Source organism: Lactiplantibacillus dongliensis, from assembly GCF_005405105.1.
In the GTDB taxonomy this organism is placed as follows: Bacteria; Bacillota; Bacilli; order Lactobacillales; family Lactobacillaceae; genus Lactiplantibacillus; species Lactiplantibacillus dongliensis.
In genome coordinates this window covers 23,702-49,714 of sequence record NZ_BJDK01000019.1, presented here as the reverse complement: position 1 = coordinate 49,714, position 26,013 = coordinate 23,702, and the positions used below count along the sequence as shown (strand labels likewise).

The 26,013-nt window shown below is 43.1% G+C and carries 26 protein-coding genes; 15 read left to right on the top strand and 11 right to left on the bottom strand.

Annotated elements, in window-relative coordinates:
- Positions 1-102 precede the first annotated feature (102 nt).
- Positions 103-795: an N-acetylmuramoyl-L-alanine amidase gene (locus FFM80_RS08575; protein ID WP_137640409.1), complete on the bottom strand. Its 693-nt coding sequence runs from the start codon at positions 793-795 to the stop codon at positions 103-105.
- Between the two features lie 150 nt (positions 796-945).
- Between FFM80_RS08575 and FFM80_RS08570 the strand changes: the two genes are divergently transcribed.
- The 6 genes from FFM80_RS08570 to FFM80_RS08545 all read left to right on the top strand — a co-directional run bounded on the left by FFM80_RS08570 (position 946) and on the right by FFM80_RS08545 (position 4,982).
- Positions 946-1,863, top strand: coding sequence for a hypothetical protein (locus FFM80_RS08570; protein ID WP_137640408.1), 918 nt, complete (start codon positions 946-948; stop codon positions 1,861-1,863).
- Between the two features lie 18 nt (positions 1,864-1,881).
- Positions 1,882-2,355, top strand: a complete 474-nt coding sequence (locus FFM80_RS08565; protein WP_137640407.1) for a hypothetical protein — start codon at positions 1,882-1,884, stop codon at positions 2,353-2,355.
- Between the two features lie 15 nt (positions 2,356-2,370).
- Positions 2,371-3,192 (top strand): serine hydrolase, encoded by an 822-nt coding sequence (locus FFM80_RS08560; RefSeq protein WP_137640406.1) that lies wholly within the window; start codon positions 2,371-2,373, stop codon positions 3,190-3,192.
- Positions 3,193-3,477: 285 nt separating this feature from the next.
- A complete protein-coding gene (trhA, locus tag FFM80_RS08555) occupies positions 3,478-4,116 on the top strand; it encodes a PAQR family membrane homeostasis protein TrhA (protein WP_137640405.1) in 639 nt (212 codons plus the stop codon).
- Positions 4,117-4,274: 158 nt separating this feature from the next.
- Entirely contained in the window at positions 4,275-4,583 is a 309-nt protein-coding gene (locus FFM80_RS08550; RefSeq protein ID WP_137640404.1) for a DMT family transporter, read from the top strand.
- A gap of 15 nt (positions 4,584-4,598) precedes the next feature.
- Entirely contained in the window at positions 4,599-4,982 is a 384-nt protein-coding gene (locus FFM80_RS08545; RefSeq protein ID WP_137640403.1) for a DMT family transporter, read from the top strand.
- A gap of 106 nt (positions 4,983-5,088) precedes the next feature.
- On the opposite strand, the gene FFM80_RS08540 is transcribed toward FFM80_RS08545, so the two are convergent.
- The 3 genes from FFM80_RS08540 to FFM80_RS08530 form a co-directional block, all read right to left on the bottom strand.
- Positions 5,089-5,439: a type II toxin-antitoxin system PemK/MazF family toxin gene (locus FFM80_RS08540; RefSeq protein WP_137640402.1), complete on the bottom strand. Its 351-nt coding sequence runs from the start codon at positions 5,437-5,439 to the stop codon at positions 5,089-5,091.
- The gene (mazE, locus tag FFM80_RS08535; RefSeq protein ID WP_137640401.1) at positions 5,439-5,657 is read right to left on the bottom strand and encodes a type II toxin-antitoxin system PemI/MazE family antitoxin; all 219 of its coding nucleotides are present in this window, start codon (positions 5,655-5,657) and stop codon (positions 5,439-5,441) included. The genes FFM80_RS08540 and mazE overlap by 1 nt, the downstream gene beginning before the upstream one ends.
- A gap of 184 nt (positions 5,658-5,841) precedes the next feature.
- The gene (locus tag FFM80_RS08530; RefSeq protein WP_137640400.1) at positions 5,842-6,969 is read right to left on the bottom strand and encodes a vitamin B12 independent methionine synthase; all 1,128 of its coding nucleotides are present in this window, start codon (positions 6,967-6,969) and stop codon (positions 5,842-5,844) included.
- Positions 6,970-7,864: 895 nt separating this feature from the next.
- Between FFM80_RS08530 and FFM80_RS08525 the strand changes: the two genes are divergently transcribed.
- The 6 genes from FFM80_RS08525 (at position 7,865) to FFM80_RS08500 (ending at position 14,598) form a co-directional block, all read left to right on the top strand.
- Positions 7,865-8,896 carry an AI-2E family transporter gene (locus tag FFM80_RS08525; protein ID WP_137640399.1) on the top strand — a complete coding sequence of 344 codons (1,032 nt, stop codon included), beginning with the start codon at positions 7,865-7,867 and terminating at the stop codon, positions 8,894-8,896.
- A gap of 356 nt (positions 8,897-9,252) precedes the next feature.
- On the top strand, positions 9,253-9,867 hold the full coding sequence (locus FFM80_RS08520) for a recombinase family protein (protein WP_137640398.1): 615 nt from the start codon (positions 9,253-9,255) through the stop codon (positions 9,865-9,867).
- Positions 9,868-10,212: 345 nt separating this feature from the next.
- Complete coding sequence (locus tag FFM80_RS08515) at positions 10,213-10,800, top strand: DUF1643 domain-containing protein (RefSeq protein ID WP_137640397.1); 588 nt, start codon at positions 10,213-10,215, stop codon at positions 10,798-10,800.
- A gap of 188 nt (positions 10,801-10,988) precedes the next feature.
- Positions 10,989-11,867 (top strand): hypothetical protein, encoded by an 879-nt coding sequence (locus FFM80_RS08510; RefSeq protein ID WP_137640396.1) that lies wholly within the window; start codon positions 10,989-10,991, stop codon positions 11,865-11,867.
- A 209-nt stretch (positions 11,868-12,076) separates the two neighbouring features.
- Entirely contained in the window at positions 12,077-13,045 is a 969-nt protein-coding gene (locus FFM80_RS08505) for a hypothetical protein (RefSeq protein WP_137640395.1), read from the top strand.
- Positions 13,046-13,056: 11 nt separating this feature from the next.
- Positions 13,057-14,598, top strand: a complete 1,542-nt coding sequence (locus FFM80_RS08500) for a hypothetical protein (RefSeq protein ID WP_137640394.1) — start codon at positions 13,057-13,059, stop codon at positions 14,596-14,598.
- Here FFM80_RS08500 and FFM80_RS08495 read toward each other — a convergent pair.
- The 4 genes from FFM80_RS08495 to FFM80_RS08480 form a co-directional block, all read right to left on the bottom strand.
- Positions 14,595-15,488 carry a rolling circle replication-associated protein gene (locus FFM80_RS08495; protein WP_137640393.1) on the bottom strand — a complete coding sequence of 298 codons (894 nt, stop codon included), beginning with the start codon at positions 15,486-15,488 and terminating at the stop codon, positions 14,595-14,597. The genes FFM80_RS08500 and FFM80_RS08495 overlap by 4 nt on opposite strands.
- Positions 15,489-16,214: 726 nt before the next feature.
- On the bottom strand, positions 16,215-17,345 hold the full coding sequence (locus tag FFM80_RS08490) for a HigA family addiction module antitoxin (RefSeq protein WP_137640392.1): 1,131 nt from the start codon (positions 17,343-17,345) through the stop codon (positions 16,215-16,217).
- Positions 17,335-17,664: a type II toxin-antitoxin system RelE/ParE family toxin gene (locus FFM80_RS08485; RefSeq protein ID WP_137640391.1), complete on the bottom strand. Its 330-nt coding sequence runs from the start codon at positions 17,662-17,664 to the stop codon at positions 17,335-17,337. Before FFM80_RS08485 ends, FFM80_RS08490 begins: the two co-directional genes overlap by 11 nt.
- A gap of 262 nt (positions 17,665-17,926) precedes the next feature.
- Positions 17,927-19,954, bottom strand: a complete 2,028-nt coding sequence (locus FFM80_RS08480; protein WP_137640390.1) for a KUP/HAK/KT family potassium transporter — start codon at positions 19,952-19,954, stop codon at positions 17,927-17,929.
- Positions 19,955-20,179: 225 nt separating this feature from the next.
- On the opposite strand from FFM80_RS08480, the gene FFM80_RS08475 reads away from it, so the two are divergent.
- From FFM80_RS08475 to FFM80_RS08465, 3 genes are all read left to right on the top strand, one after another.
- Positions 20,180-20,752: a PepSY domain-containing protein gene (locus FFM80_RS08475; protein ID WP_171001065.1), complete on the top strand. Its 573-nt coding sequence runs from the start codon at positions 20,180-20,182 to the stop codon at positions 20,750-20,752.
- A gap of 127 nt (positions 20,753-20,879) precedes the next feature.
- Complete coding sequence (locus FFM80_RS08470; protein ID WP_137640388.1) at positions 20,880-21,986, top strand: hypothetical protein; 1,107 nt, start codon at positions 20,880-20,882, stop codon at positions 21,984-21,986.
- Positions 21,986-22,768, top strand: coding sequence for a hypothetical protein (locus FFM80_RS08465; RefSeq protein ID WP_137640387.1), 783 nt, complete (start codon positions 21,986-21,988; stop codon positions 22,766-22,768). Before FFM80_RS08470 ends, FFM80_RS08465 begins: the two co-directional genes overlap by 1 nt.
- Positions 22,769-22,847: 79 nt before the next feature.
- Here FFM80_RS08465 and FFM80_RS08460 read toward each other — a convergent pair whose 3' ends face one another.
- The 3 genes from FFM80_RS08460 to FFM80_RS14495 all read right to left on the bottom strand — a co-directional run bounded on the left by FFM80_RS08460 (position 22,848) and on the right by FFM80_RS14495 (position 25,915).
- Positions 22,848-24,296, bottom strand: coding sequence for a branched-chain amino acid transporter BcaP (locus tag FFM80_RS08460; protein ID WP_137640386.1), 1,449 nt, complete (start codon positions 24,294-24,296; stop codon positions 22,848-22,850).
- 528 nt (positions 24,297-24,824) lie between these two features.
- Entirely contained in the window at positions 24,825-25,571 is a 747-nt protein-coding gene (locus FFM80_RS08455) for a DUF3800 domain-containing protein (RefSeq protein ID WP_137640385.1), read from the bottom strand.
- 191 nt (positions 25,572-25,762) lie between these two features.
- Positions 25,763-25,915, bottom strand: a complete 153-nt coding sequence (locus FFM80_RS14495; RefSeq protein ID WP_171001063.1) for a hypothetical protein — start codon at positions 25,913-25,915, stop codon at positions 25,763-25,765.
- Positions 25,916-26,013: the final 98 nt, after the last annotated feature.

Here is a 26,013-nt window from a genome sequence, read left to right as displayed (position 1 = left end):
CATAAGGGCGTCAGGGGCTTGGACATCAATAGATTAGGTGACGGTTTTTAACAAGCTAAGTAAAAGGACTGAAATTTTTGGTTTCAGTCCTTCTTAGGTAATTTATTTGATTTTTTCGTTCGCAATCGCTTCAACGTACCCCTTAGCCAGCTGGTCTAAGTGTTTGTTGATGTGCTTGAAGTCGGACTTATTAGTAATGAAGCCGGTCTCAATCAAGCTGTAGTCGATGCCGCGTTTACGTAAAACGTTACAATTCCGTAAGTTGGTGCGGAAGCTATAGCCGTGGTTGGCGGGGTTCAAACCGACATATTGTTTAATAACTTTCCGGAGCTTAACGTCACGTTTAGTGGGCTTGCGTTTGTGAATAATCACATGGCCGCCGTGCGCATAGGCACTGGTGGTGGCGTCGAGATGGAACATAATGACGGTCGTATGTTTCTTGATCTTGTAGGACCCCTTATGGAAGACTAACGTATCACGGACAATGTTGTGGCTAGGATTATAAATCGTCACGTGGCTCTTTTTAATCTTCTTCGCGTATTTTGCTAACTTAGGCATCAACTTTTGCCGCATAAAGGTGGCCTCAGTTGTTCCTTGACCGCGGGCGCCAGGATCGCCAGCCCCGTGACCCATGACTAATAAGTAATGATGTTTAGCCTTTTTCTTTTTGGTTACTTTTTTAGTTGTTTTGGCAGTTGTGGTCTTGGCTGGGGTCGTGTCGGCTTTAGACGGTTGCGCCCAAGCTAAGCCCCCAGTGATAGCACCTAATGCGAGTAATGTGGTTAATTTTTTCATATGTAACAAACTCCTCCTTTAAATTCCCCTTATGGCTATTTTAGCAGACTTAACGTTGGTCAGACCGTTTTCTTTAATAATGACGTTCCCGTATGGTTATTTTTGCTATAATTATCACGACATTAAAACCAGCTAATTTTGGAGGAGCTTATGAAAAAAGGATTATGGATCTTGTGGGTGCTACTGGGAATGGGACTTTGTGCGATGATCTTCTTAGTAGGCTTGTTTTGGATGGGGGCGTCGAGTGATAACCAGACACAACCTACGACGGCATCAAGTCATGCCGCTGTCAGCAGCAGTAGTAGTTCGTCATCAGTATCGACGGCTAGTTCGGTTGGTAGCAGTAGTACCGCAGTAACGAGTACGGCGCGTGAAACTAAGGATGTTAAGCCGCTCAATCATGAATTAGTTCGGACACTGGATTCGATGGAGGGTAAAAAGGCGATTGAAGATCCTAAAACGATTGATAATAGTGAAGTGACTTATTCACGGTTTTACCAGACTGACGACCAGTGGTATTGGGAGTTAACTTCCGCTAAACGAGGCACGATTGAAAAAGGCCGTATCTTATCCGATCAAGGTAAGACTGACGGGATGGAATGGTATCTGAATATGGCAAGTGTGACGCAGAATGGACAACACTATACGTTGAAGTTCGTCGGCGCTAATGACTTGTTATACACGGTTGAAACGAATTTTCAACATTTGAAAGGTGTCTATCATTTTGGCGATGACGGTATTGATCAAAAAGAGAAAGTTTTGGGACAATTTACTGATACGGCTACGGAAGAAAGTAGTACCCGTAACAATGATGAAGTAACCTATTCAAAATTCTTTGAAGCTGACGATGGTTGGCACTGGCGGTTGTGGTCGAATGAACGGGGAACGATTGAAGAGGCTCGGGTTCAGTCACGTACGAATGACGGGTATTCAACGAAGCTCCAAATGATGAGTATCACCGCCGCACCGGGACAGACGTATACGTTGCGGTTAGTCGATATGGACGATGGCGAATACAGTGTAGAGACGAGTTTCCAACATATTAAAGGGGACTATCAGATTAATTAAGACTTGGAGGTCTGAAGCATGCAAAAGTTTGGTTGGGTATTAGGACTGGCAACTGTTACAGCTGGCATAGGATTGATGGTGGCACCAGTTAACTCGCAAGCGAGTGACTATACGCGGACAATGCCAAAATCGTTGCGCGGTACTTGGTATTTTTATAACAATGCGACTTTAAGTGGAGATGGGCATCATTACCGGTTAGTGATCAAGCCCCGTTCCGTTCGAAAGTATATGAAGAAAAGCCATCAATGGCATATTGTGACTAAGCTGACCGGTAAGAAGCTGCGGGCATATAAATCGACGATGTACCTCAAAAATAATCGGTCTGTGCGTGCCTATCGAATTGTGTTGGGTCAGTTTACGGATGCGCCGGACATACGTGCGAGTCATCGTACAATTAAGCACAAATCACATAAAGTCTTAATTGAAACGGCACAAATGGGGCCAAACCTCGTATGGACTAAGTTTCAGCCTAAGCGTGGGTATTACTACTAAAATGGAGGTCTTCGCTTGAAAAAATTCAGTCGCGCCGTTTTAATCCTGCTACTTGCAGCTGTCGGTCTGGGGCTATGGTCGACTAACGCCCAAGCGACGAGCTTAAAGCAGGAGCAAACGGCGATTAAAAAAATAGCCAAACGGGACCTAAAGCCCATGGGTGGTCGCTGGTCGGTTAAAGTGACGCGCCTAGGTCAACGGCCAGTCAGTGTGCAGACTGGTCATACCAAAGTCGGGCGGCAACGCGCGGCTAGTACGATTAAAGTCTACATCATGCTGGCGGTTTATCGCCGGGTGCAGCGACATCGGTTCAGATTGACGGCTCAAAATCAGCGAGATTTAAAATTAATGATTCACAACTCTGATAACGCGGCGGCCAATCGTTTGATCAAACGGGCTGGCGGTCTAAGGGCAGTTAATCAGACGATTAGGGCGTTTCATTTTAAGCAGACAATGTTAGCACGGCATTTGCTAGATACGCAAGCGTTGCGGCGCGGGCATGATAACTACACGTCAGTATCGGACTTAACGCATTTCTTGACTCGCGTTTATCGGCACCGGCTGTTAGGTCGGACCTATGACCGGAAAATGCTGACGTTATTAAAGGGTTGTCGTAATCACAGTAAGTTACCGGCGCTGGTCAAGCGGGCGACCGTCTACAATAAAACGGGTGAATATCCAGATAAAGGCGTTCAAAACGATGCAGCTCTCTTTAAAACTAAACACGGTGTTTACAGCATCGTTGTCTTGGCACAAAGTGGGAACCAGTATCAGCAATACCGTGGCATGAATCACTTCGGTCGCGATGTCGTGACTTATTTGAATCAACATCGTTAAGCATCAAATCGTGCGGTCAGTCATCAGCTGGTCACGCGATTTTTTTAGCTATGGGATAGTTTAAAAGGCTGATCTTGACGATTGTTTAAGACCAATACTCCAGCTGAGCAGTTTTAGTAACTGGTTTATCTATAACTACCGCTAGTTAATTTTGGTCCAATCAGAGTGGCAATCCGCACCAAACTAAGTAAAGCAATTTAATCATCTAGTTTTATAGACTAGATGTGTTGATATTAACATTATATGATGGTATGCTAGACCCAACGATATTTCGAGGTGATTAACATGCAACAGCCAACGCGGCGCTATCAAATTACGAATGAAGTTTTAAATGCGGTCACTCACGGCATCGGCCTGATTATGAGCATTGTCGGGTTTGTCTTTCTGATGTTCAAAGCCTATGAGGACAGTCGGGGATTAGAATGGACAGCTTTTATTATTTATGGTTGCTCACTACTAGTGCTCTACACTTGTTCAATGATGTTTCACAGTCTGTACTTCACCAAAGCACGTGAGGTGTTTCGAATTTTAGATCACAGTGGGGTGTACGTCCTAATCGCCGGTACGTATACGCCATTCAGCTTGTTGGCGATTCGCGGTTGGTTGGGGTGGACGATTCTCATCACCATCTGGATCTTAGCGATTGCAGGGATTACTGTGAATGCCGTCTGGCCAGGACGGTTGCATAAGATTGAAACGATTATCTACGTCTTGATGGGTTGGATGTGCTTGGCTGGTGGTCGGCAGTTGTGGCTGAATCTGGGGCTGACCGGCTTCTGGCTCTTGGTTGCTGGTGGCGTGGCATTTACTTTGGGCGCCCTGTTGTACAGCTTCCCGCATATCAAGTACTTACACGTTATCTGGCACATCTTCGTGATGATTGGGACGACGTTGATGTACTTTTCCATCTATTTTTATATTTAAAAATTTGAGCGTGATTTAGCTAGTTGGCTAGATGACGCTATTTGTTTGTCTTCATTTTGTCATGAAACTGTAATCAGCCAGGCGTATCTTTTGATTGCCTTTTTAGAAAAACTTCCGTAGAATGGGAGAACAGCGAAAATTTTAGCGAGGTGATAAATATGGCATACGTATTATTGTTTGGCGGTATTTTAATGGAAGTCGTGGGCAGCTTTTTCTTGAAGAAAGCGAACGGATTTCGAAATTTAATACCGACGATAATGGTGTTGTTGGGGTATTTTAGTTCTTTGGTCTTGGTGACGCTCGCCATGCAAAAGTTACCATTAGGGGTGACGTATGCCATGTGGGCAGGTCTCGGCACGTTTGCTACGGTGATTTTAGCCGTTGTTGTGTACCGAGAACGGCTTAGTCTTAGTCGAATCAGTGGCTTATTGGCCATTGTGATTGGCGCGATTTTATTAAATAGCTAAAAGGGGGTCTGTGTCATGCGGGCATGGGTACAGTTAATAGTAGCAATTGGTGTGGAAATTTTAGGGACTAGTTTGTTGAAACTTTCAGATGGGTTTAACCATCAATGGGTTGGCATCGCGGGGATGTTATTATACGGCTTAGCCATTTTTAGTTTTTCCTTAGCGTTGCGCCAGTTACCACTCAGTGTAGGTTATGCAATCTGGGCGGGAGTTGGTACGGCCATCACTGGCTTGATCGGTGTCTGGGCGTTCGGTGAAATTTTGACCGGAGCCAAGATTGTTGGGTTTGCGGCGATCATTATTGGCGTTATCTTACTCAACCGGCCCATCAAGGCGAGCAGTTCGCAGCCGGTTAAACCGTGGCGGCAACGACTACGGTCACGGACCACGCGTAATTAATTGAATATACAAACAAGGTATCTCAGCTGAAAAAGTTGTGTGAGATACCTTGTTTTTTGTTTAGATCGATTTGTCTGATACTTATGGTCAAATGACCTTGATTGACCTAAAACGGAAAATCAAAGTTGTAGTAAACAATTTGCGCGGCTCGATAAAAGTCTTCGTCACGCATAGTCTCAATGAAGTCGATTTGACGATTTGCATTGGGTGATGCATCAAATGAGTAGATTTGTGCAGCGACAACTTGGCCATGAATCTGGTAGTTGTCACTCAAGGTCAGATAACCTGGTAAGTCTCTGATTGTGGATGTGATTGGTGCAACAATCACAAAGCCAGTGTTCTGGTTGTAAAGGTCACTACTGAGTATCAGCGCAGGGCGACGCTTTTTGATTTCTCGTCCACGCTGCGGATCAGAATTAACCCAGATGAGGTCTTTTTGCTTAGGGGTATATGCCATTATTCTACTTCGCTCCAATTAACGTCAGACCATTCTTCAGTCATAGATTTTGAGCCTTTAGTTTGGGCGTATGGATTTTCCATTTTTGGAACCAAAGTGAAGGATTCTCCGTCTGTGGCGGGGATTAGCAGCCAACGTTGGCCTTTTTTGAAACGTTCATCTTTCGGCAAGCTCAATGCTAAAGAGTTACCACGACTTACTGTTTTTACTTCCATCATGATAAGCCCCCCCTTTCTTTTAACTAGTATAACACGTATTACGAAGTTAAACTATTTTGTAATCGGCAAGCCAGTATTGTTTTAGATGCATGGATGATAGTCACGGACCACGCGTAATTAATTGAATATAATATAAAACAAGGCTCTCGAATCGATTAACAGATTCGAGAGCCTTTTGGGTTCATTAAGCTTCTGGCCAGACTTTGTTAGCAGTATCAATGACCAGTTGTAACTTGGCCCATTGATTGGCTTCAGTTAACTGATTGCCTTCTTCAGTCGAGGCAAAGCCGCATTGCGTGGATAAGGCTAAGTTAGCTAGTGGTACTTTCGTCGCGGCTTCGTGGATGCGAGCAATCAGATGGTCGCTGGCTTCTAGTTCTGGGAATTTAGATGTGACTAACCCTAAGACAATCCGTTTGTGAGCGTCACCGTTCCAGATTCGGTCTAAGACGTCAAAGCCACCTGCGCGTTGGTTATCATATTCTAAGAAGAGTCCGTCATAATGTAGCTGACCTAAATAATCAGCGACAACATCATAGCTGCCAGAGAAGAGGTAAGTCGACTTGAAGTTTCCACGGCAAATATGCGTTGTTACAGTCAGGTCACTAGGGAGGTCAGCTAATAACGCGTTGATTACGGTTACGGCGTCTTGGGCAACTTGTAAGTAATGGTCATGATCGGCGGTGGACAACTGGTCGTCATTGAGCTTGCTGATTAAGAAGGCCCAAGTGGTGTCGTCGAGTTGAATATAGCGGCAGCCGAGGTCATAGAAATGTAAAATCGTTTCGTGATAAGCTTTTGCGAGGTCGTCTAAATACGCGTCCCAACTGTCATAGAATTGATGCCAGTTATCGCTACGGTTGTCTCGAAAGAGCATTGATGGTGACGGAATCGTTTGTTTGGCTAAGACGCCATCAGGAACAATCGATTGTAAGTAACTAAAAGCTTTGAAAAAGGGATGGTCGGGGTTAAACGCAACCTTGCCGACCAACTCGGCATTATCAGTCCGGGTGTGGTCACCTTTGAACTTATAACTTTGATGATAGTCGTATTTACCAACGCCGGTTAGGCCCCATAAGAAGTCGAGATGCCACCAGCTTCGTGAAAATTCGCCATCGGTCACAGCATGTAGGCCGAGCTTAACTTGTTCATCAACGATATGTTTGATTTCGGTTTGTTGGACCCGCAAGGCTGCTTCAGCGGTAATATCACCTGCAGCTAGTTGGGCATGGGCTTGTTTTAAAGCGGTCGGCCGGAGTAAACTACCGACGACATCGTAGCGAAATGGTGCGGTTAAAGTCGATTCTGTCATAATTGAACACCTCATAATTTTTTTAGTTAAGAACGAAAAAAACGCCGTCCTTGATTGATCGTTAAATCAATCAGGACGACGTTTGGTCGTGGTACCACCTGAGTTCCAAGCTGGGCGCTTGCTCATAAGGACGGTGACAGTTGTCACGATCCCTAACTGCGGTAACGGGCAGTTGCGGCGACGTTAGTTTGTGATAGTCACTCACCAACGTGAACTTAATCCAAGACCATCTTCAATCAGCGCGGTGACATTGTTCCACCAACCCAATGCTCGCTTAACACCACAACTAATCTACTCATCTTTTAATCGTTCTTTAATGTTGAAACCATTCTACCGGTTCAAATCTGGAAAGTCAAGTTTTGCTTAAGGAAGTGGCTGACCCCACGTTTTGCGGGGGGCAATGCTATAATGACAAGTAATACGCTTGGTGCTAGTTGAATTAAATTGCCACTCTGGTTGGCCCAGAATCGGCTGGAACGTGGTGGCCGCGTTTGCGAGCCACAGACCGGTCTCACAAGCCGGGCTTTATCTAAGTCGGAAAATCACCGACTAAGATAAACGACACCACTGAGCCAATTCTGGACCGCCCGGCGTTAACTAACGGGAATTAAAAAATTAACGATTAATTATTTAATTCCCGTTAGTTAGCCGAGAGGTTGGATTCTAAAATGCTCAGCCGTGTCGTTGGCTTTAGTGCGAGTGGGTTGCTCGGACTTAGGCCAAGGCCAGTTTTGAAGACCAGTCTTTGGCTTCAAAATGGCCCATGGCGTTCCAGCATTTTAGAATCCAACCGGCAGGCGGCAATTTCAACTAGCACCAAGCGCACAAGTAATGTATTGACATTTGATACGACTGCCAACTTAATCGGTAGTAAAAAGATTTGGGGGACCTGTTCATGGATCGAATCAGTCGTTTTTTGAAGCGTGACGACGTGGCTATGTATCTCACGCTGGCGTTTTTAATCGTGCTCATTTACTTAATGCGGGGTTTTGCAACGGTTGTCTTACTGACCGTGATTTTTGCCTTTTTAGCGGTAAAAGTCAGTCGGTGGTTGAACGTGAAGACGCATCTACCGTATTGGATTGCGGCGATTGTGGTGTACGTGGTCGTCATTGGCGTGTTGATTGGGGCCGTGTCCTATGCTGCGCCAACGCTAATCACACAGTTAAAAGTAATTCCGGATATGCTGACAAAAGCGGTCACCAATCATCCGGTCTGGAATGAGAATATTGATAAGTGGGTCGATCAAGCGATTCATAGTAGCGAGTTGATTCAAAATGGGAAGACCTTGTTAGTGACTGGGATTAAAGAGGCTGGTCATATTGGGACCGGCTTTACGCACGTTTTGATGGCGGTCTTCTTGAGCTTTATCTTCACGTTAACGCGTGGTCGGATGATGAGCTTTGGTCGCCAATTCCTAACATCGCGGTTCAGTAAGTTCTTCCATAATGTCTACTTTTTAGGGCGCAAGTTCGTCTTGATCTTAGGCAAAATTATTGAAACGCAGTTGATTATTTGTACCATTAATACCGTCTTAATGACGATTGGGTTTGTCATTATTGGCATGCCCAGCATTATGGTGTTATCGATCATCGTCTTCATCTTAGGCCTAGTACCGGTAGCGGGAGTGCTGTTATCGATGATTCCCTTGACCTTACTGGCGTTTGCATCCGGCGGGTTAGTCCGGGTCGCTGAGATTATTGTGCTGGTGATTATCATCCATGCGTTTGAATCTTACTTCTTACATCCACGGTTGATGGCTGATCGAACCGATTTACCGGTCTTTGCCACGTTTATCACGCTGATTATCATGGAAAGCTTGTTAGGTGCTTGGGGCTTGATCGTTGGGATTCCAATTGTTGCGTTCTTCTTAGATATTCTTGGGGTCCAAGATTCTGAACATCCGAAACGAATTACATCGAAATAATTAATAGTAGAGTAGGTCGCCATATAACTTGAGGCGAGCTACTCTCTTTTTATTTGCCGGTGAATAAGCTTGATACGCCTGGTGCTTGTTGGCTTACATTGCCACTCTGGTTGGGCCAGAATCGGCTGGAACGTGGTGGCCACGTTTGGAAGCTAATACTGACCAGTCCGGCGTTAGTTAGTGGCAATTTTAACTAGCACCAAGCGTACTACTGATAATTAATTATGGATGATATGACAGCACAGGGAGTGAACCCCTCCCCTTCTTTTTTGTTGCTCAGGGACATTGCGGTGGTGGCGTTATCACTGATTAGCTTAAGGTAGATTAAGCGATAAAAATATTAGGAGTGACTGATAATGACAATGATTAAGATGGGCTACGCACGAGTGTCAACAGCCGAGAATCGGCAAGAATTAGGCTTGGACTTACAATTACGTGCTTTAGAAAAAGCTGGGTGTCAGTATATTTATTCAGAACAACTTTCGGGTACAGACGATTCGCGTCCGGAATTCAAGCGAGCGTTACGATTCGCTAAGCGGCATGCTCGTCAAGGCAATCAGGTAGAGTTCGATGTCTATAAGTTAGATCGATTGTCGCGTAGTATGTTGAAATCAGTTGGGACGATTAAAGAATTGACGGAGGTTGGTGTACAAGTTGTGTCATTACGGGAACACTTGGATACTTCAACGCCAACGGGTATCTTGCAGTATCAGATGTTAGCGAGCTTCAGTGAATATGAGGTTAATACGATTCGGCAACGGACTAGCGATGCACTGAGAGAACTCAAGCGGCAAGGCGTGCAACTGGGTCGACCGCGAATTGAGGAAGCAGTTGTCAATAAGATCTGTGACTTGTATCGGGATTCAAATACGCTTGTTCGTGAGATTGCCGTCACTTGCGGTGTGTCGGAAGCCACAGTCTATAACATTGCCAAGCGTCACCAGTTAAGTCGGCGAAAAAACCGTTCTTGATAAAAAAGCTCATTGTAATATAATAAAAGTGTGTAAGCGCTGACCTTTAAAATACGACCGTTTTTTAGAGTCGTAGTTTAGACAGAAAAAGAGTCTTGATCAACAACATAGAATGCTGCTAAATCAAGGCTCTTAGATTTTATTTGTTAGTTATGTAATATCTCTAAAAAACGGTCGTTAATTAGAGAAATTGAGCTTAAACCTTTGGATTATTAATAAATTTAAGCGAATGGTGGCATGAAAATATTACAGGACAGATACCCGTTAAATACTCAAAAGAACAACTACTAGTGTTCGCTAAATTATTTTTGTTCAAAGGGATAAATATAAAAGGAGCTGTTAAGTATGGCATATGAATATCCGTATCCGCAAGGCTTTTCGTGTGAAAGTGCCGATATTGATGGTAATTGTCGTTACTCGTTAAAGATTGTAAATTCTAATACAAGTAAGCCAGAAACATTATTTGTATTGATGATGAATCCGAGTACTGCGAACGGGAATCAAAGTGATCAGACCGTTAATGGATTACTAACAGGCGTTGGGAAAGAATATCAGAAGATCATTATTGTGAATGTGTCACCAGTGATGATTGAGAAAAAAGATAAGTTTTCAGAGGATTCAGATGAAGAAAAAACTGGAATTACTGAACGTAATATTAGGGCCATTAAAGGTTTATTACGAGAATCTGAAAATATTTATTTCTTAGTTGGAACTGGGAATATTTCAGATACAGATGAAGAGACCTATGTAAAAATAATGAACATAATTTCTAATGTTGTAGGAAAAGATGAAATTCATGCGATGGAGTTGAATCAGACTGGTTATAGTATTAATCCGATAGTGGCAGCTCTAGCAGATTATAAAAATACTGAAAGCTTAAAAAGTGTTTACAAATATGATGATAGATGGCATTTGAAGAAAAGTGAAATATAACAAGTAAGCGTTAGCCCTCGCCGCTCGCTCCACTAGGTTGATCGCATTTCGGCTCGAACTCTAGGGTCTCGTTGAGCCGTCTACGCGGTCAGCCTAGCTGAGCGAATTGGCGGTGTTTAACGCCATTGGTTACGAGGTTGATGACTTGTTAAAGATGTAGAGGAATGTACTAATTATGGAGGAATATAATGAAGAGTAGTGTTTTTAAATCAGTATCATTAATTGCTTTAGCGGCCGCTTTAGGGGGTACGAGTATGGCGACCAGTGCTTCGGCTAAGTCGGTGAAGACCAAGGGGTTTCGAGTAACTAAGATTACCAAGAATACGCATTATCAGAAGTCTGCCTATACTAAGAAGGCACCTAAGACGGGGGTAACGATTTATTCAAGTCGTTACTTATCAAAGCACACGACTTCCAAGAAGACCAAGACCTTTTATTCAACCCAATCAGTTCGGGTGGTCAAGTCAACGGGCAAGCAAGCAACTTATCGGTATGTAACCAATAAGAGTAAGACGGTCAAGGGATGGATTTGGACAGGCAACTTAAAGGGAAAGCAGGGTAAGGTAACGAGTACCAGCAATAAGACGGTTAATGTGAACGGGAGTATTGTGACCCCCGCTAGTGTAACGACTTATAAGGGCATCCAACCCAAAGCAACTACCAATACTAAGATTGCTAAGAAGACTGTTTATGTACCACTGAAAAAGACTTCAAATGTTAAGTCTGTAAGTACTGATAAGAAAAAATTAACGATGCTGGTTGATACTGTCTCTGATAGTAACTATAAAGGAGTTAAAGGGGTGGCTACTTTACGAGATAGTATTAATAAGTTGGGGTACATTTTAGTTAATTATCCTAATGCTTGGGATTCATTAGGTGAAAAGCACAATGCTATGAATGATAGTGCTAGTGTTGTTCATAAGATTACGTATGATATGTATCTTGGGGAATATAATACTGACAAGCTTCTTTATGTTCAGAGCATTAAAGAGGTACAAACTGATCCTTCAGCTGTTAAAGACGTACAAGCCAATGTTAATGCTGCGTTAAAAGATGCTAAATATTAATAGTGATGTAGCTTTATTGGACACCTTGGATTAATTTCCAGGGTGTTTTTATTTGCCACAATCTTTAGCCGGTATTTATACCTTATAGTCATGGATTAGAATGGCAATTACACTTGTATACCTAATCCTACGTTATTGGCTTAGCTGTAAGTCAATTCTTGTATGATGAAATTATAGTCGATTTTATAAACATGAAGGGTGTGTAAGTTATGAAAGCTAGCAACAGGGGGTATTTATCTAAGACATTGATGGTAGGTCTGTTGTCAGTGTCCTTAGCAGGGGTATCGGCATTATCGACCACGATGCTGGTCAATAGTAATCCAATGGCTATCCATGCTGATTTGAGTAATGGTATTGGTACTACTAAGACTGAATTGAAACAGTTGATTAATAAATCTAAGTTAATCCTATCGCATACTGAACATCTTGATATTAGTTATATCACCCCAATTACAAAATATCAGAAGGCTGCCCAAAAGGTGTATGATGACAAGTCCGCAACTAAAGCACAGATTTACACAGCGTGGCATAATTTACAACTGCCAACGAGTAGGTTCAACGATGATGGCACTATGGGCGATTATGAAGAGAATAACAATAGTGTTGATGTTGGTGGTGAAGGGGCAACACAAGATAGTAAAGACGGCGGTGATAATACTGTTAATACAGGCGATAATGCTACTGATAACAGTCACGTAGACCCAATCAAGGACGCTGACACTTCGAATGTTCCAAACGAAGTTAATAATAAAGACAAGGGTAATTCGGTCAGTACTGATAGTTCGTCAACTAATTATGGTAATCAACAGACCAATATTACCGTGACTAAAGTTAAGCACCCTAAGCGTTCTAACCGGGATACAGGGATGGTATCTAAGACTAGTGCTTCTCGGGGTACTGATAATGAGTCGAAGCAACCAGATCGCCATACTAACACCGGTATTTCGCATTCAAATAAGGTCGATGGTAATCGTGATACCACTAATAACTCTGGTACAACAACTAACAGTTCAGTTAATGTTGCTAAAGGTTCGCGTAAAGGAAACTTACCAACCACTGGTGAACAACGGCGTCAAACGATGGTCGCTAGTATCTTAGGTATTTTGGTAGCGTTTGGTCTCGGGGGTACGGGACTAGCAATGTGGTTACGTAAACACAGTAAAGTAGATAAAGGTTAGAGGTGGATTAAATGAATTTACGTAAGAGTTTAAAATATTCTTTACTCACTCTAGGGGTACTTTCAGGTGTCGTATTGACACTAGGGGCGACCACTGACAGCGCTCATGCGATGGGGTCGGAACAAGATGGGTCACATCAAGTAACTTGGGCACCGCAAGTATTTAGTGATGACAAAGTCTCATATTCGTTCTCTAATACTGGTGGTCAGAAGCCCTTTCAATGGAGTTCACATTCCAAGTCAACTTTCTATCGGGCTAAGTCAGGGATTGCCGTAACTTTTAAGAATTTAGGCCATAACCCCAATTATTCCAGTACTACTAAGGCGGGTAAGAAGCATCAAGTTAATGTTAAAGTAACCATGTCTAACTTCAGTAAGAACGTTAAGTTCGTTGGTACTGAACCTTATGGTGGTTTTAATATTGAAATGGCAACACACCAAGGTTATAACACCTATCTGGATCGGTCGATGCACTTGAAACTCCAGTTTTATGATTCAGTAACTGGTAAACAGGTTAAGTGGGACAATGACTATATTGGGCTAGCCTATTCTGACTTGGAACCTAAAGTATTGTATCTTGATGGCAAAGAGGGGACTTCTTTCAATCAATATGTGACTAGTCTAACAGATACGACTTATTGGAAACCTTTAGGTAATATTGATGGTACTTATTCATGGATTAATCGACCTAATGCATCAAATAAGGGTGTATTTGGAATGAAGAACGAGTGGAAGTTCCCAAGTAATATGAAAGAAGGCTCTGGCTTTGGGTACAATTACAAGACCCATAAGAAGGTCAAAGAGACTAAGAAAAATGCCGATGACTTAATCCATTATATCTGGGATGATGCCTTGAACCGTGATTTACGACCATCGTTGCATTATTCTGGTGCAGCCGCCGTGTATAAGGCTACTGGGACGAAGACGATTAATTTAAAGGTTAATGGTTCTGCCAATGGGGTCGACCAATTCGTCTTCTCAGGTCTGAAGGTCTATCCTAAGAAGCCCACAAATTCAACTATCGGTAAGTCAATTACTTATAATGGTAAGACGACCAAGTCTAATACACTGCTTAACCAGAATGATACGATGGCTTACAATCTGGTGGCCAAGCTAAATATGGCTAAGAAGGGTGCGTATATATCTGATGCAATCCCACATCGTTTCACCGTAACGAGTGTATCGGGGGTATCAGGGTTTACCCATAATTCAGTAGCTGATATCAATAAGACGCACCAATTTAAGGCCAGTATCAATACGACCAAGTATCAGACGGCGACAAACAAGGTCGTAACGTTCCATTTGGCTGGTAATGTAGGCGAGTGGATGAGCAAGCACCCGAATACCAGTTTGAAGTGGCCATTTTACAACCACGCGATCTGGCACAAGACGAGTACAGATACACCAGGGACGCCATCAAACAAAGTTAAGACGACTTTTGGTAAGGATAAAGTAAACCCAACCAAGCACAAGGTGGTCTTTAACTTTTACGACTTTGACCACCACACAAGCTTGATCCGGGTGGTGGCTGCTCAACAGGTAACGGTGGCTTAACGTTTCGCATTATAGACCTCCGTTCGGATATGGTTCTTAAATGTTGGCGTCTCGATAGTGGTGTTATGCGCATAGACGAGTTTACCAGCGTGAGCCTTAGCTTGTTCATAGGGCATGAACTGGGCTTTGGGTGCTTTGATGCCTTTAGAGGCACTGTACAGGTGCATATGGGTTGGATAATACTGCAACCGGGCACCTTTGATGAAGGCTTTCTTCTGACCATCAACTATCTTGGTTGCAATTGGTCGTGATCCCTGATAATCGGTGAGTTGCTTTCCCTGTTGGAGAGGAATATCGGTCAGATGCGCCGTTAAGTACCAGCCGAGATTATCAATCGTCGTCATCTTAGTGATTTTTACATAGCCATGACCCCATAATTGGGCGAGCGTCGAGTTAGCGATGTAGCCAACCCCCTTTAATAGGACGTGATAATGCCAGACGGGTCGACCATCATGCATCCGTCCCTGTGGTTCAGTAATCTTCAGATAATCTAGGTGGGTCCAACGGCGTCTAAGTCGCTTCATAAAGCAATCAAAGTCGTGACTAATTTGTCTAGGGTCGGTCACGTCATTTGCATAGGTTAAAGTTAGAAAGCGTTCATCTTTACTCCCATCAAAGTTATTGTTAATCAGGTAACGTAGTCGCTTAAAGGTCTGCATTAGGTCATTAGGGTTCTGACTTCGATTAGCATGATGACGACTCGTCTTAATCTCCTGAGTTGAGACAACTAGGTAACGATGATTAGGTAGGCGTCTAACAGTAGCTCGATTATTATGATGCTCATTGGCTTGAATCTCAGTTAAGTGATGCATACGAGTGACCTTCACTAATAGCTTGTCTGGTATCTGCTGGTACTGGTTGGAACCAAGTGCTGATTTGGATATTGCCATATTGATAACCTCCACGGTGAGAAATAGTAATAGAATTAAATTAAGGGCACGCATGTTATCGGCCGTTCGCTATTGGACTAGTTGGTTGTTGTTCGTTGATTGGCTATGGACCAAAAATTCTTAGCCATTACTATTCGGCCCTTACGCTTGGTGCTAGTTGAAATTGCCGCCTGCCGGTTGGTTCCTAAAACGCGGCACCACGTTCCAGCCGATTCTGGACCAATCAGAGTGGCAATTTAAGCCAACTAGCACTTGTAGTAAGTAGTTGAAGGTGCCAAGCATGTGTGTCAAAAACAATTTAGGGTAGTTGGCTTAGTCTACGGGTACGTTGTGAGCGTCGTATCAGCCTATGCCTAAATTAGTCTCTGTATAGATATAGAATTTTTAGCGTGTTGTTGGAGGAATAAAAGTTAACATAACTCGGATCGTGGTGGTAGCTGGCTGGCAATGGGGATGAAAAGTGAGGCTTAACCCCTAAAAAAGGGGTAGCTGAGGTGGCAAAAAAAGTTTGGGTGCAGTAGTCAGGTGGGACAATTCAGGCTAGTTAGGGTTAAATTGGGGGTAACGATGTCGTGAGCAGCATAAGTTAGGGGTGGAATCGTAACAAGGGGGTGGCCGGATTTATCTAGGTGGGATTTTAGGCTAAATAAACACTAATAGAGTAGGCAGCCGTATGAATTGAGACTACCTACTCTATTAGTATTGTGGAATCATATTGGTGAAAAATTAGTCGTTTTTTTCGGATGACCAATGGTAGTGAACTCGCATAGTTGAAAACTGTGAGTAATCTAAGATACCTGCATTTTGTAGGCGGCCAAGGATAATATCGGGATGTGTTTGTATTTTTTTGGAAAAGGCGATAATTACCGCCTCATCTATTGGTTGGTTCGTAGTGTTATGGCTGGTGATAAAGGCATGCCAATCTTTTTTTGGAATTAAAATATTGGTTGCCCAAGCATCAGCCTGTTGTTCCTCAATAGTCTGCCCGTATGATCGGTTAACCGAAAAAAATGGTATTTTGTTGTGTAGGACTAAGTGACCTAATTCGTGGAAAAAAGTAAACCAAAAGCTATCATGTGATTTATGTCTGAAGCTTAATTCAATAATCGCTTTAGGGAAGGGTGAAAGCCAACGCGTTGCACCGCTGACACGACTCTTAGGCAATTCAGGAACGGCAACTACCGCAATCCCAACAGAAGCGGCTAATACTTGTAATTTTGGCATGAAGTCTCTGGGGTTAGTCAGTTGGACTAGTGCCCGAAATTCAGGAAGCTTTTCGTTTAAGAGGTTTGCGTTAAACTGGTGTGTGGTGATTTTGCTAGCTAAAATCGTTCCTTCTTGTAACCAGGCATGTAATGCGAACGTATCTAAATCAAATTTTGGGGCACTGGATCTAAAAGCACCGACTAATAATGGATTTTGACTGGTCTGATCAACAAAAGTTTCAAATGAAGAAACTCGAAAGAAACGTAATAGATTTTTTAGTTGTTCGGTTCGGTCTTTTGTGGCCGGAACAAAGCCGTTCTTAGCCATAGCATTGTATGGAAACTTCTTAACATACTTCACATGGTTTGCCAATTCTTCATCTTGTCTTGTTTTCTCTAGAAATTCATCATACTGACCTTGAAGTGCTAGCCAATATTTTGCAGGGACATCTAGTACAAATTCTAATTGATTGGCAGTTTGAGGCGTAATTCTGGATTTACCCGTTAGCAGTTCAGAGGCATGTTTGCGGGTGATTCCCATTCTTTCTGCTAACTCAGCTTGTGTCATACTCAATGATTCTAACGAGTCACGGAGCGTATCACCTGGTTTGGTCGTATAATCAGGCGTTATTTTATACATTTTAATGGCCATGATAATCAACAACCTCCCTCACTAAAATTGAAATAATATCAGTTTTAATCATTGTCATTTCGTTATTCATATCTAATCCGCGGAAGACTAAACGCGTATTTCTAGTTAAATCAACTGCAAAGTAAGTGTCGTATTTTCCAGTTAATTGATGTAATCGTTGTGGTGGTAAGTGACTAATGTCGGCCAAGCTAGTGGCAGCGGATAGCTCAGTAATACGACGCATTAACTTTGTGGAAATCGCTTCTCCGTATGCCCTGACCATGGCCTTTTGAGAGCTTAAGGCCTTTGTCATTTTCTTTGTTTCAGCATTGATTTCCAAAATGTGTAACCTCTCAGGTTAATGTCTTTACGTATGTTATAGCATGAATCCAAGTATAGCAAGTAAAATAATCTCAAATAAAGGCAGGAAAGAATACTAGTTAGCCAGTGTATGGTCGTCTTAGTTTGATTGTTGATAAGACTTAGTAAGGTAATATACACACTGGTGATTATTTTTAAGCAGGACGCTAAAAAAGCGCCCCTCAGTAATTGCGGTCGCTTTTAGCATCGTTTAGAGTGTGTGGTTAGATGATCTGGTAGACTTATTTCGGTGGTTGCATCTGATGCCGGACTGCTCGATTGGTTAAGGTCGCATCGGTCGCTGGATTCGTAAATAATGGAATCGTTTCTTCCAAGACATCACTAAATTCCAAGCCGTACCAACTGGCCGAGGATGGCGTGATGTTTTGCAGTAAGACCCGCCCACCGATTAAGATCCGGTCGAGCTGGCGCATGGTCGGATAACTGCTGAGATCCATAATCTGTTGATTCTGGACAACAAACTTGAAGTCGCCCACGTTGCGGTTGATTTGGGTGCCGTAGTGCGGGTGCTGTGGATCAATGATGTGATTGGCAATCAAGTAAGTTACAATTTCACGTAAATAGATCGTGACGTGTTGTGACTTCTTGAAGCCGAGGTTCAATTGGACTTCCACGATGTTGCGAGTGCCCAGCATATCTACGGTGTAGTTGCAGTCGTAGGGCTGATTGGTCTCGTTAATCGTGATAAACCAGTAAACGCGAGCCCGTTTCGGTCGTTTATCTAGAATCGAATACGGAATGGCACGTTTAACGTGATAATTCGCGTCGACTTTGGCGAGATAGACCAAGTTAGTAGCGAATAACGGCAAGCGGTCATCGTGGCTAAGTTGGGTGAGTTGCTGGCGGTAGTCGAGTAGGCTGACTTGTTCTTGGTCGCGGTTGTAGCACAGGCGCCGTTTGTTCCCGAAATACCAGAGGACCATGATGGCGAAGATTAGTAGTGTCAGGCCCAGCGTTAAGTAGCCGCCGTGAATGAACTTAGTCAAGCTGGCCACTAAGAAGACCATTTCGAGACTACCGAATCCGGCTAGTAGGCCGAGTGCCGCATAACGATGACCGCGTAATTGGACGAATTGCGTCAGTAAGATCGTGGTCATCAGCATGGTAATCGTAATCGCCAATCCATAGGCAGCTTCCATGTGCGCGGAAGTCTGGAAGAGCCAGACGATAGCCAAAGTGACCCCGCACAATAACCAGTTAATCGCGCCAATATAGATCTGGCTGCGAATCTGGCTAGGATGTTTAATAATCATGCGCGGTAGAAATTTCAGACCAATTGCTTCATCGACCAAGGTATATGAGCCGGTAATCAAGGCTTGCGAGGCGATGATGGCAGCTAAGGTGGCTAAGACAATGGCGGCGACGCGTAAGTTAGCTGGGATCATCTCATAAAAGGGATTAAGGTTCACCACATTGCGATAGCCGGCTTGCTGATAATGTTGGATGATCCAAGCGCCCTGACCCAAGTAGTTTAAGATGAGCATGCCATAGACGAATGGCCAGGTGGCATCAATATTGGCTTTACCGACGTGGCCCATATCAGAGTACAAGGCTTCAGCCCCAGTTGTCGCGAGGAAGACGCTGCCGAGAATGAAAATCCCCATTTTATTCGTTGGACTGACGAGTACTTTGAGCGCATAAAAGGGTGAGAACGCTTTTAAAATAACTGGCGCGGTGCCAATGTTGGCTAGTCCAACGACACCAATAGCGGTAAACCACAACAGCATTAACGGACCAAATGACCGCCCAATCAGTGCGGTGCCTAGGCCTTGAATCATGAATAGCGCAAGTAAGATGACGGTGACTGTTAATGGTACCAGTAAGGGATGCTGACTGAAGCTGGCGGTTCCGGGTAAGCCGCGTAAGCCTTCGACGGCGGAAGTCACAGTAACGGCGGGAGTTAAGGTGCCATCAGCCAATAAAGCGGCGCCGCCAATTAGCGCGACAAAAATCAGCCATTTAGCGCGTTGCCGGACTAACGCGTACAGCGCAAAAATGCCGCCTTCGTGGTGATTATCGGCGCGTAGGGCAATCAACACGTACTTAATCGTCGTAATCAGCATTAACGTCCAAAAAATCAACGACACACAACCAATGACATAGTCTGGGGTCGCTGACTTTAGGCGACCCGCGTCATTGATGATTGCATTCATGACATATAGCGGTGAGGTCCCGATATCGCCGTAGACGACGCCGAGTGTGATGAGCATCCCGAACAATGACCGTGACTGTAGCTTCTGTTGTCGCATGTGTGCCCGCCCCCTAGTGGTCATCTTGATTGGTGCCTATTAGGATACGCGCTTTTGGCGGTGATGGTGGCGGGAATGGCTTTAAATTAATTATTTTATGCTAATTTATAACTGACTTTTGTTAGCTCACTGACCGGACCAGTCAAAGTGGCGTTTTAACGCGGTTGTTGCTAAAATAATAGGTGTTAATGTAATCGCATTCAATAGAGAAACGGAGGACCGATGATGAAAAAGTTAAGTTGCCTATTATTGGTGGCCCTAGTCTTGGCCGGCTGTAGCGCCCAGCCAGCTGACCATGACGCCACTAGCAGTCAAGATAAGCATAGTCAGGTGACAACTAAGCAAGTGTCACCGTCAACGATCAAGGTCAGCGTGAAGCAGGCGGTGGCCAAGTATCATGATCAATTTGGTGCCAAAGCAACCGTCAGTGAACTCTCACTCGAACGTGAAAATGGTCGATATCAATATGAAGTCAGTGGCTTGGATCAGCGTCATGAATACGAATTAACCCTCAATGCACAAACGGGGCACGTCATTCGGCATGAACAAGAATTACTTGATACTGATGGCGATGATCTTACCCAAACGGCGCTTGACGTCACACGGTTAAAGCCACTTGCTACTGTTTCAAAAGCAGCGGAAAAGCGGGTTGGCGGTGGCACGGCCGTTGAATGGTCAATGGATCATGAAAATGGCACGGTGCTTTGGGAAGTGAAGGTGAAGCACGGTCACCAGGTGAGTGAGGTTCAGGTTGACGCGTATACTGGGAAGGTTGTGCGCGTGGCCGATGATGATTAAGGGTTGAAGAGGAAATCTGCCCGCTTTTCGGTGATAAAGCAGGATTGTAACATTCTTAAAATTATTGTTACATGTTGATGTTACAATTAAAAATAATATGTTACAATCCAATCATGGAGGTTGAAAGATGGCAGTTAATATTGAAAAACAACTTGCTGATTTTAACAAACGGATTGGTTTTAAAGTGACTATCGAGGCACCGGATACGCAATCATCTGAAGGTTTGGCGGCAGTAGAAAATCGACATGTTCAAGTCGCTTTTGCGCGGATTATGGATCATAGGATTATCGTCATTGCTTACGATAGTTCCAACATGGTGCGGTTAAGAAAAGTCATGCAGCGGTTATCTAATGAGTTTAACTTAATTTCGGTAGCGTTGATAACGCAATTAAGTGCGCAAGAACGTAAGCAGTTGTTGGCATGGCGATTGTCTTTTATAACTTTAGACGGTGACGTGTTTTTACCTTTTATGGGGACCAGATTAATGGCCGCACCAGTGGCACCAGCTACGGATGCAATCATGACACCGATTGCCCAGCGGTTAATATTGCTGATCTTAGATGCGCAACTTTTATATGAACGACAGGGGCAATCCGCACTGAATACGCACTTTGCACAGATGTTTCAGGTTGAAAATGGATTGTTTAAAATTACTGGCGGTCAGCGGTTTGTAACTGGTGTTGGCCAACGATTTGAAATTAATAATCGGGTCGCATTCACTCGGGCAACTAAGCCATTAATTGAGTTAGGGTTACTAAAAGGACATGGTGAGACAAAGAATCGGGTCTATACTTGTGAATTGACCAGCCGTAAATTATTTAATCAGCTAAAGCATAAGTTAATATCACCTATTTCAAAACGTCAGAGTAAACGGCTTTCGTATGCTGAACTAAAAAAGCTGAGTCACAATGACTTTTTGACGGGTGGGTTAACAGCATTGGCCAAACTGACGATGATTAATGACGATGCCATAAAAACGATTGTTCTTGATCGTCAGGCTTGGCAACAAGTTACTGAACCTCAAGTTGTTACTGATGAAGCGGACTGTCAAGCTGAGGTGTCGCTATATCCCTTAAATCCATTTGCAGATTTATTTAGAACGATTGTACCGAACTATCCAGAATCGGTTATTGATCCATTTCATCTATATGCAATTTTTGCTAATTACCCAGATGAACGTGTTGCTGGGGAAGTTGTTGAATTAGTCGATAAAATTTGGGAGTCGGTGGCGTAATGATTTCAAAGACGTTCTTTGATTATTTTCAAGATTATACAAATAGTTATGTGATTATTGGTGGTAATGCAGCCTCAATTTTATTGCATGATGATGGCCAGCAGTTTAGGGCAACCCAAGATTATGATGTTGTCGTGATTTTTGAAAACGCTGGTGGTGATTTTGCGGCAAAATTTTTAACATTTGTTAAAAAGTATGAGTATACAGCCTTAAACAGTGGCCTTTCTGAAGATGGTCAAAAGAACTATTATCGGTTTCAACGTTATGAAAAGAGTGGCGAGGTTCCGGTTCAAATTGAACTGTTTTCACGAAAACCACTAGCCTATATTTTGAAAAGTGATAATTTTAAGACGCCGTTGCACTATGATGATGGGCCTAGCTTGTCAGCTATTATTTTGAATGATGACTATTACGAGTTATTAAAAATTGGGTCGCAAAAAATGGGTAATCAGTCATTGCTGGGACCGTCAGCACTAATTTATTTTAAAGCTAAAGCTCATTTAGATGTTCGAAAGCGTATCAATGCTGGCCAGAAGATCACTCATCGTATGGATAAAACTAAACATTTTAAAGATGTTTGCCGGCTCTGCTCATTGTTACCGGAAGCTGACTTTGATACGAGTCAGGTACCGTTAGCTTGTCAGCAGGACTTAAAAGCATTTATCATGTTGGTTCAAGATGAGGACCCTAAACTGTTTAAAGGTCGATTTCGTAGTGATGTTGACTTTGAAATGACCCAATCGGAAGTGATCACAGTTTTAAAGACGTTAATACCAAAATAGCGAGTCGAATTGAAACGTACGCATATCAAAAGACTGCTAACCTAGGCATCCACCTAAGTCAGCAGTCTTTTGTTTAACCTTATTTAATTTCTTTTTCTTCCGGTTCGTCGGCTTTAGCCAATTGCACTGGGCTTAACTTGGAATGCTTGATCGAGTAGGTGAAGTAAACCACCATCCCAATTGCTAACCAAATTACGAAGCGTAACCAAGTGACGGGTTTTAAGTTGATCAATAAGAAGATGCAGCAAACCATTGACATAATTGGGACGAATGGGACCCAAGGTGTCTTGAATGGTCGACGTAAGTTCGGTTGGGTCTTGCGAAGCCGCATAACGGAGAAGGACACGAGTAAGAAGGCGGTCAATGTCCCGATGTTAACCAATTCAGCTAAGTCGGCCAGTGGAATGAACCCACCGATGACGGCGGCAATCACCCCAAACAACATGGTTGAGGCTACGGGTGCGCCGGTCCGTTTGCTGATTCGGCTGAAGAGTGGTGAGAGTAAGCCATCGCGGGACATTGAGAAGGAAATCCGTGTTTGTCCGTATAAGCAGACTAACATAACGGTGGTCATCCCTAAGATGGCGCCTAAGTCGACCACGCCAGCTAACCAGTTTTGCCCGGAATAGATGAGGACGGCTGAGATTGGATGGTCGATGTATTTAGCGAACATCCGGAAAGGCACTACGCCAGTCATAATCGCAGAGACAGCCACGTATAACACGGTACAGATACCAAGTGACATTAACATTGACTTGGGCAACGTCTTAGAAGGTTCCAGTGTTTCTTCAACACTGGATGAAATCGCATCAAAACCGATAAAGGCGAAGAATACGCTTGAAGCGGCCCCAAAGACGCCTTTCATGCCAAATGGCAATAGTGGTGACCAGTTGGCGGGCTTGATGAAGCGAACCGCCGTGAAGATGAAGAGTAAGACGACGGCTAGCTTGATGACGACCATAATGTTGTTGACCCGTTTAGTTTCTTTAACGCCCAAGGATAGCAACGCGGTGATCAAGATGATAATGGCAAAGGCCGGTAAGTTGAAGTATGAGGTAACGCCCGGAACGGAACCTGGAGCGGCAGTCAAAATAGTTGGTAAGTGTAAGCCGAAGCCGGCTAAGAATGATTGAAAATAACCTGACCAACCAGCGGAAACTGTTGAGACAGCGAATAAATATTCCAACATCAAATCCCAACCGATAATGAAGGCCACGATTTCGCCTAACGTCGTGTAGGAATACGTGTAGGCTGACCCGCTTTCGGGCACCATCGCTGCAAACTCGGCGTAACATAGGGAAGCGAATAAGCAGGCAATCGCCGCAATGACGAAGGAAATCATCAAGCCAGGTCCGGCGGTTAACGCCCCCGTCCCGGTTAACACGAAAATCCCGGTTCCGATGATGGCCCCAATACCTAACATCGTGAGATCAAATGTTTTGAGTTCCTTTTTCAGCGGACTGTGGTAACTAGCTAACATGGCCCCAATATCTTTTTTGCGAAGCAAATGCGTATGCGTAAGATCCATGAAAATCGCCCCATTTCGATTTGATGGGTTCTATTCTAATCGGTTTTTAATGAAATGAACTAGTTATTTTGACTGAATTGTAAATATTAGTTGGCTATTTTGGCTGATATAGCTAAAAATAACCGAATAATTGGTGAAATGGCTATTTTGATTGTTCAGTTTAACGTTTCCTGACTAAAGCTGGTTAACCGCTCTCAAGAGGCTTGAATAAGGGTTAGGAGGAAGGATTAAAAGTGGGAATGGTTGTAAAGTTAATTTTATTGGGATTTTGATATTTTGAGAATAAATTGAATGATAATAAAAAAGAGGAATCACCAGTGGCGATTCCTCAACTCATAAATAACAGATGACGGCATGAACTTAATCATGTAAGCTCACTAGTTCAAGCTTAACATCCGTTCTAATTTCATAATCAGTACAATGTACGATAGGTATCACAATACCATTAGAAATTAATCTACAGAAGTTCAAAACTTCTTCGTACTCGATACTTGGATTATATCTTATTAATAGCGGAGTGTCAAAAGATTAATCAAAAATGCAAACACCAAATTTAGAGGGATATACATTAGCAATATCCGGACCGTTATAGCGTGCTTTCCGTATTTTTTGATAAATTGATGGCTTACTTTGAGGAATGCTTGAATAGTTAAGTAAGAGTGGTCGCGGAATAAAATCTGCAATTTGTAAGCCAACATCATTTTCTTGTTTTTGAATAAATTTTATATAATAAATAGTTTGTTGTAGTTCCAATGCCGAGTAGATTAATGTTCCATTGACCAAAATTTTATTAAATATTTTGCGTGTGCGTTGATCTTGGATAGTTGAATTCTGATTCTTTCTTGATTCTAGAATAATGTTCCCATGGCTATGATTTTGCCTTAAAAATGCACAATAGTTTTCAACAATGCTTTTCAAACACAAGTAGTATGAAGAATATGAATCTCTGGTAATTTGATAATTATTTTCAACTTGTGTCTGATTTTCAATTGCACCAAGAATCGTTAACTTTTCATCTTGAATAATGTTCCCAATTTCTTCGATTACTTTCCGTTTATTGGAACGGTTTTGATGAAAGATGATATATTCGGGTCGTTTAGAAATAATATTGGTGTTGTCAGATCTTATTTCTGATTCATGGAAGATGAAGGACTCTGCTTGGTTAGCTAAATAGTTACTACTAGTTGTCCAAAGCTTCATTTTTAAATGATCTATTCGTTCTCTGATTGTGGGGAGTTGTTTATTATTAATAATGATACCAGCAATACAATAGATGTAATCTTGTTTGGATCAAAAAACTTACTTTCATCTAAATATAAGCTATAGAACATCCCGTCACTTCCGTTTCTGAATTAATAAACCAACTTATATGAGTATTATACCAGAAAGTTTGACGTTTATCTTTATTCATAATAAACAGGTTAGCGACCCGACTGGTTAATAAACCAGATCGAGCCGCTAAAAGGTTATTTCTGTTGCCGCCGATAATGGCGGTAAGCAATGTACAGTAAAATAATAATGAGCAGAATCCCAATGGCACCCCGCGAGCCGGCGACCCGTTCGGTTAGATGAAACATCCGAATAGGTCCCAGTCCATGAATTCCTAGCATAGCTAACATCGTAACGACCTCCATGTCGAAAGTATTACCGTTTTTCGCGAAAAAAGCAATGATTCCAATCGCAAAAGGTTATTATCCAATGACAATCTGCGTTAAAA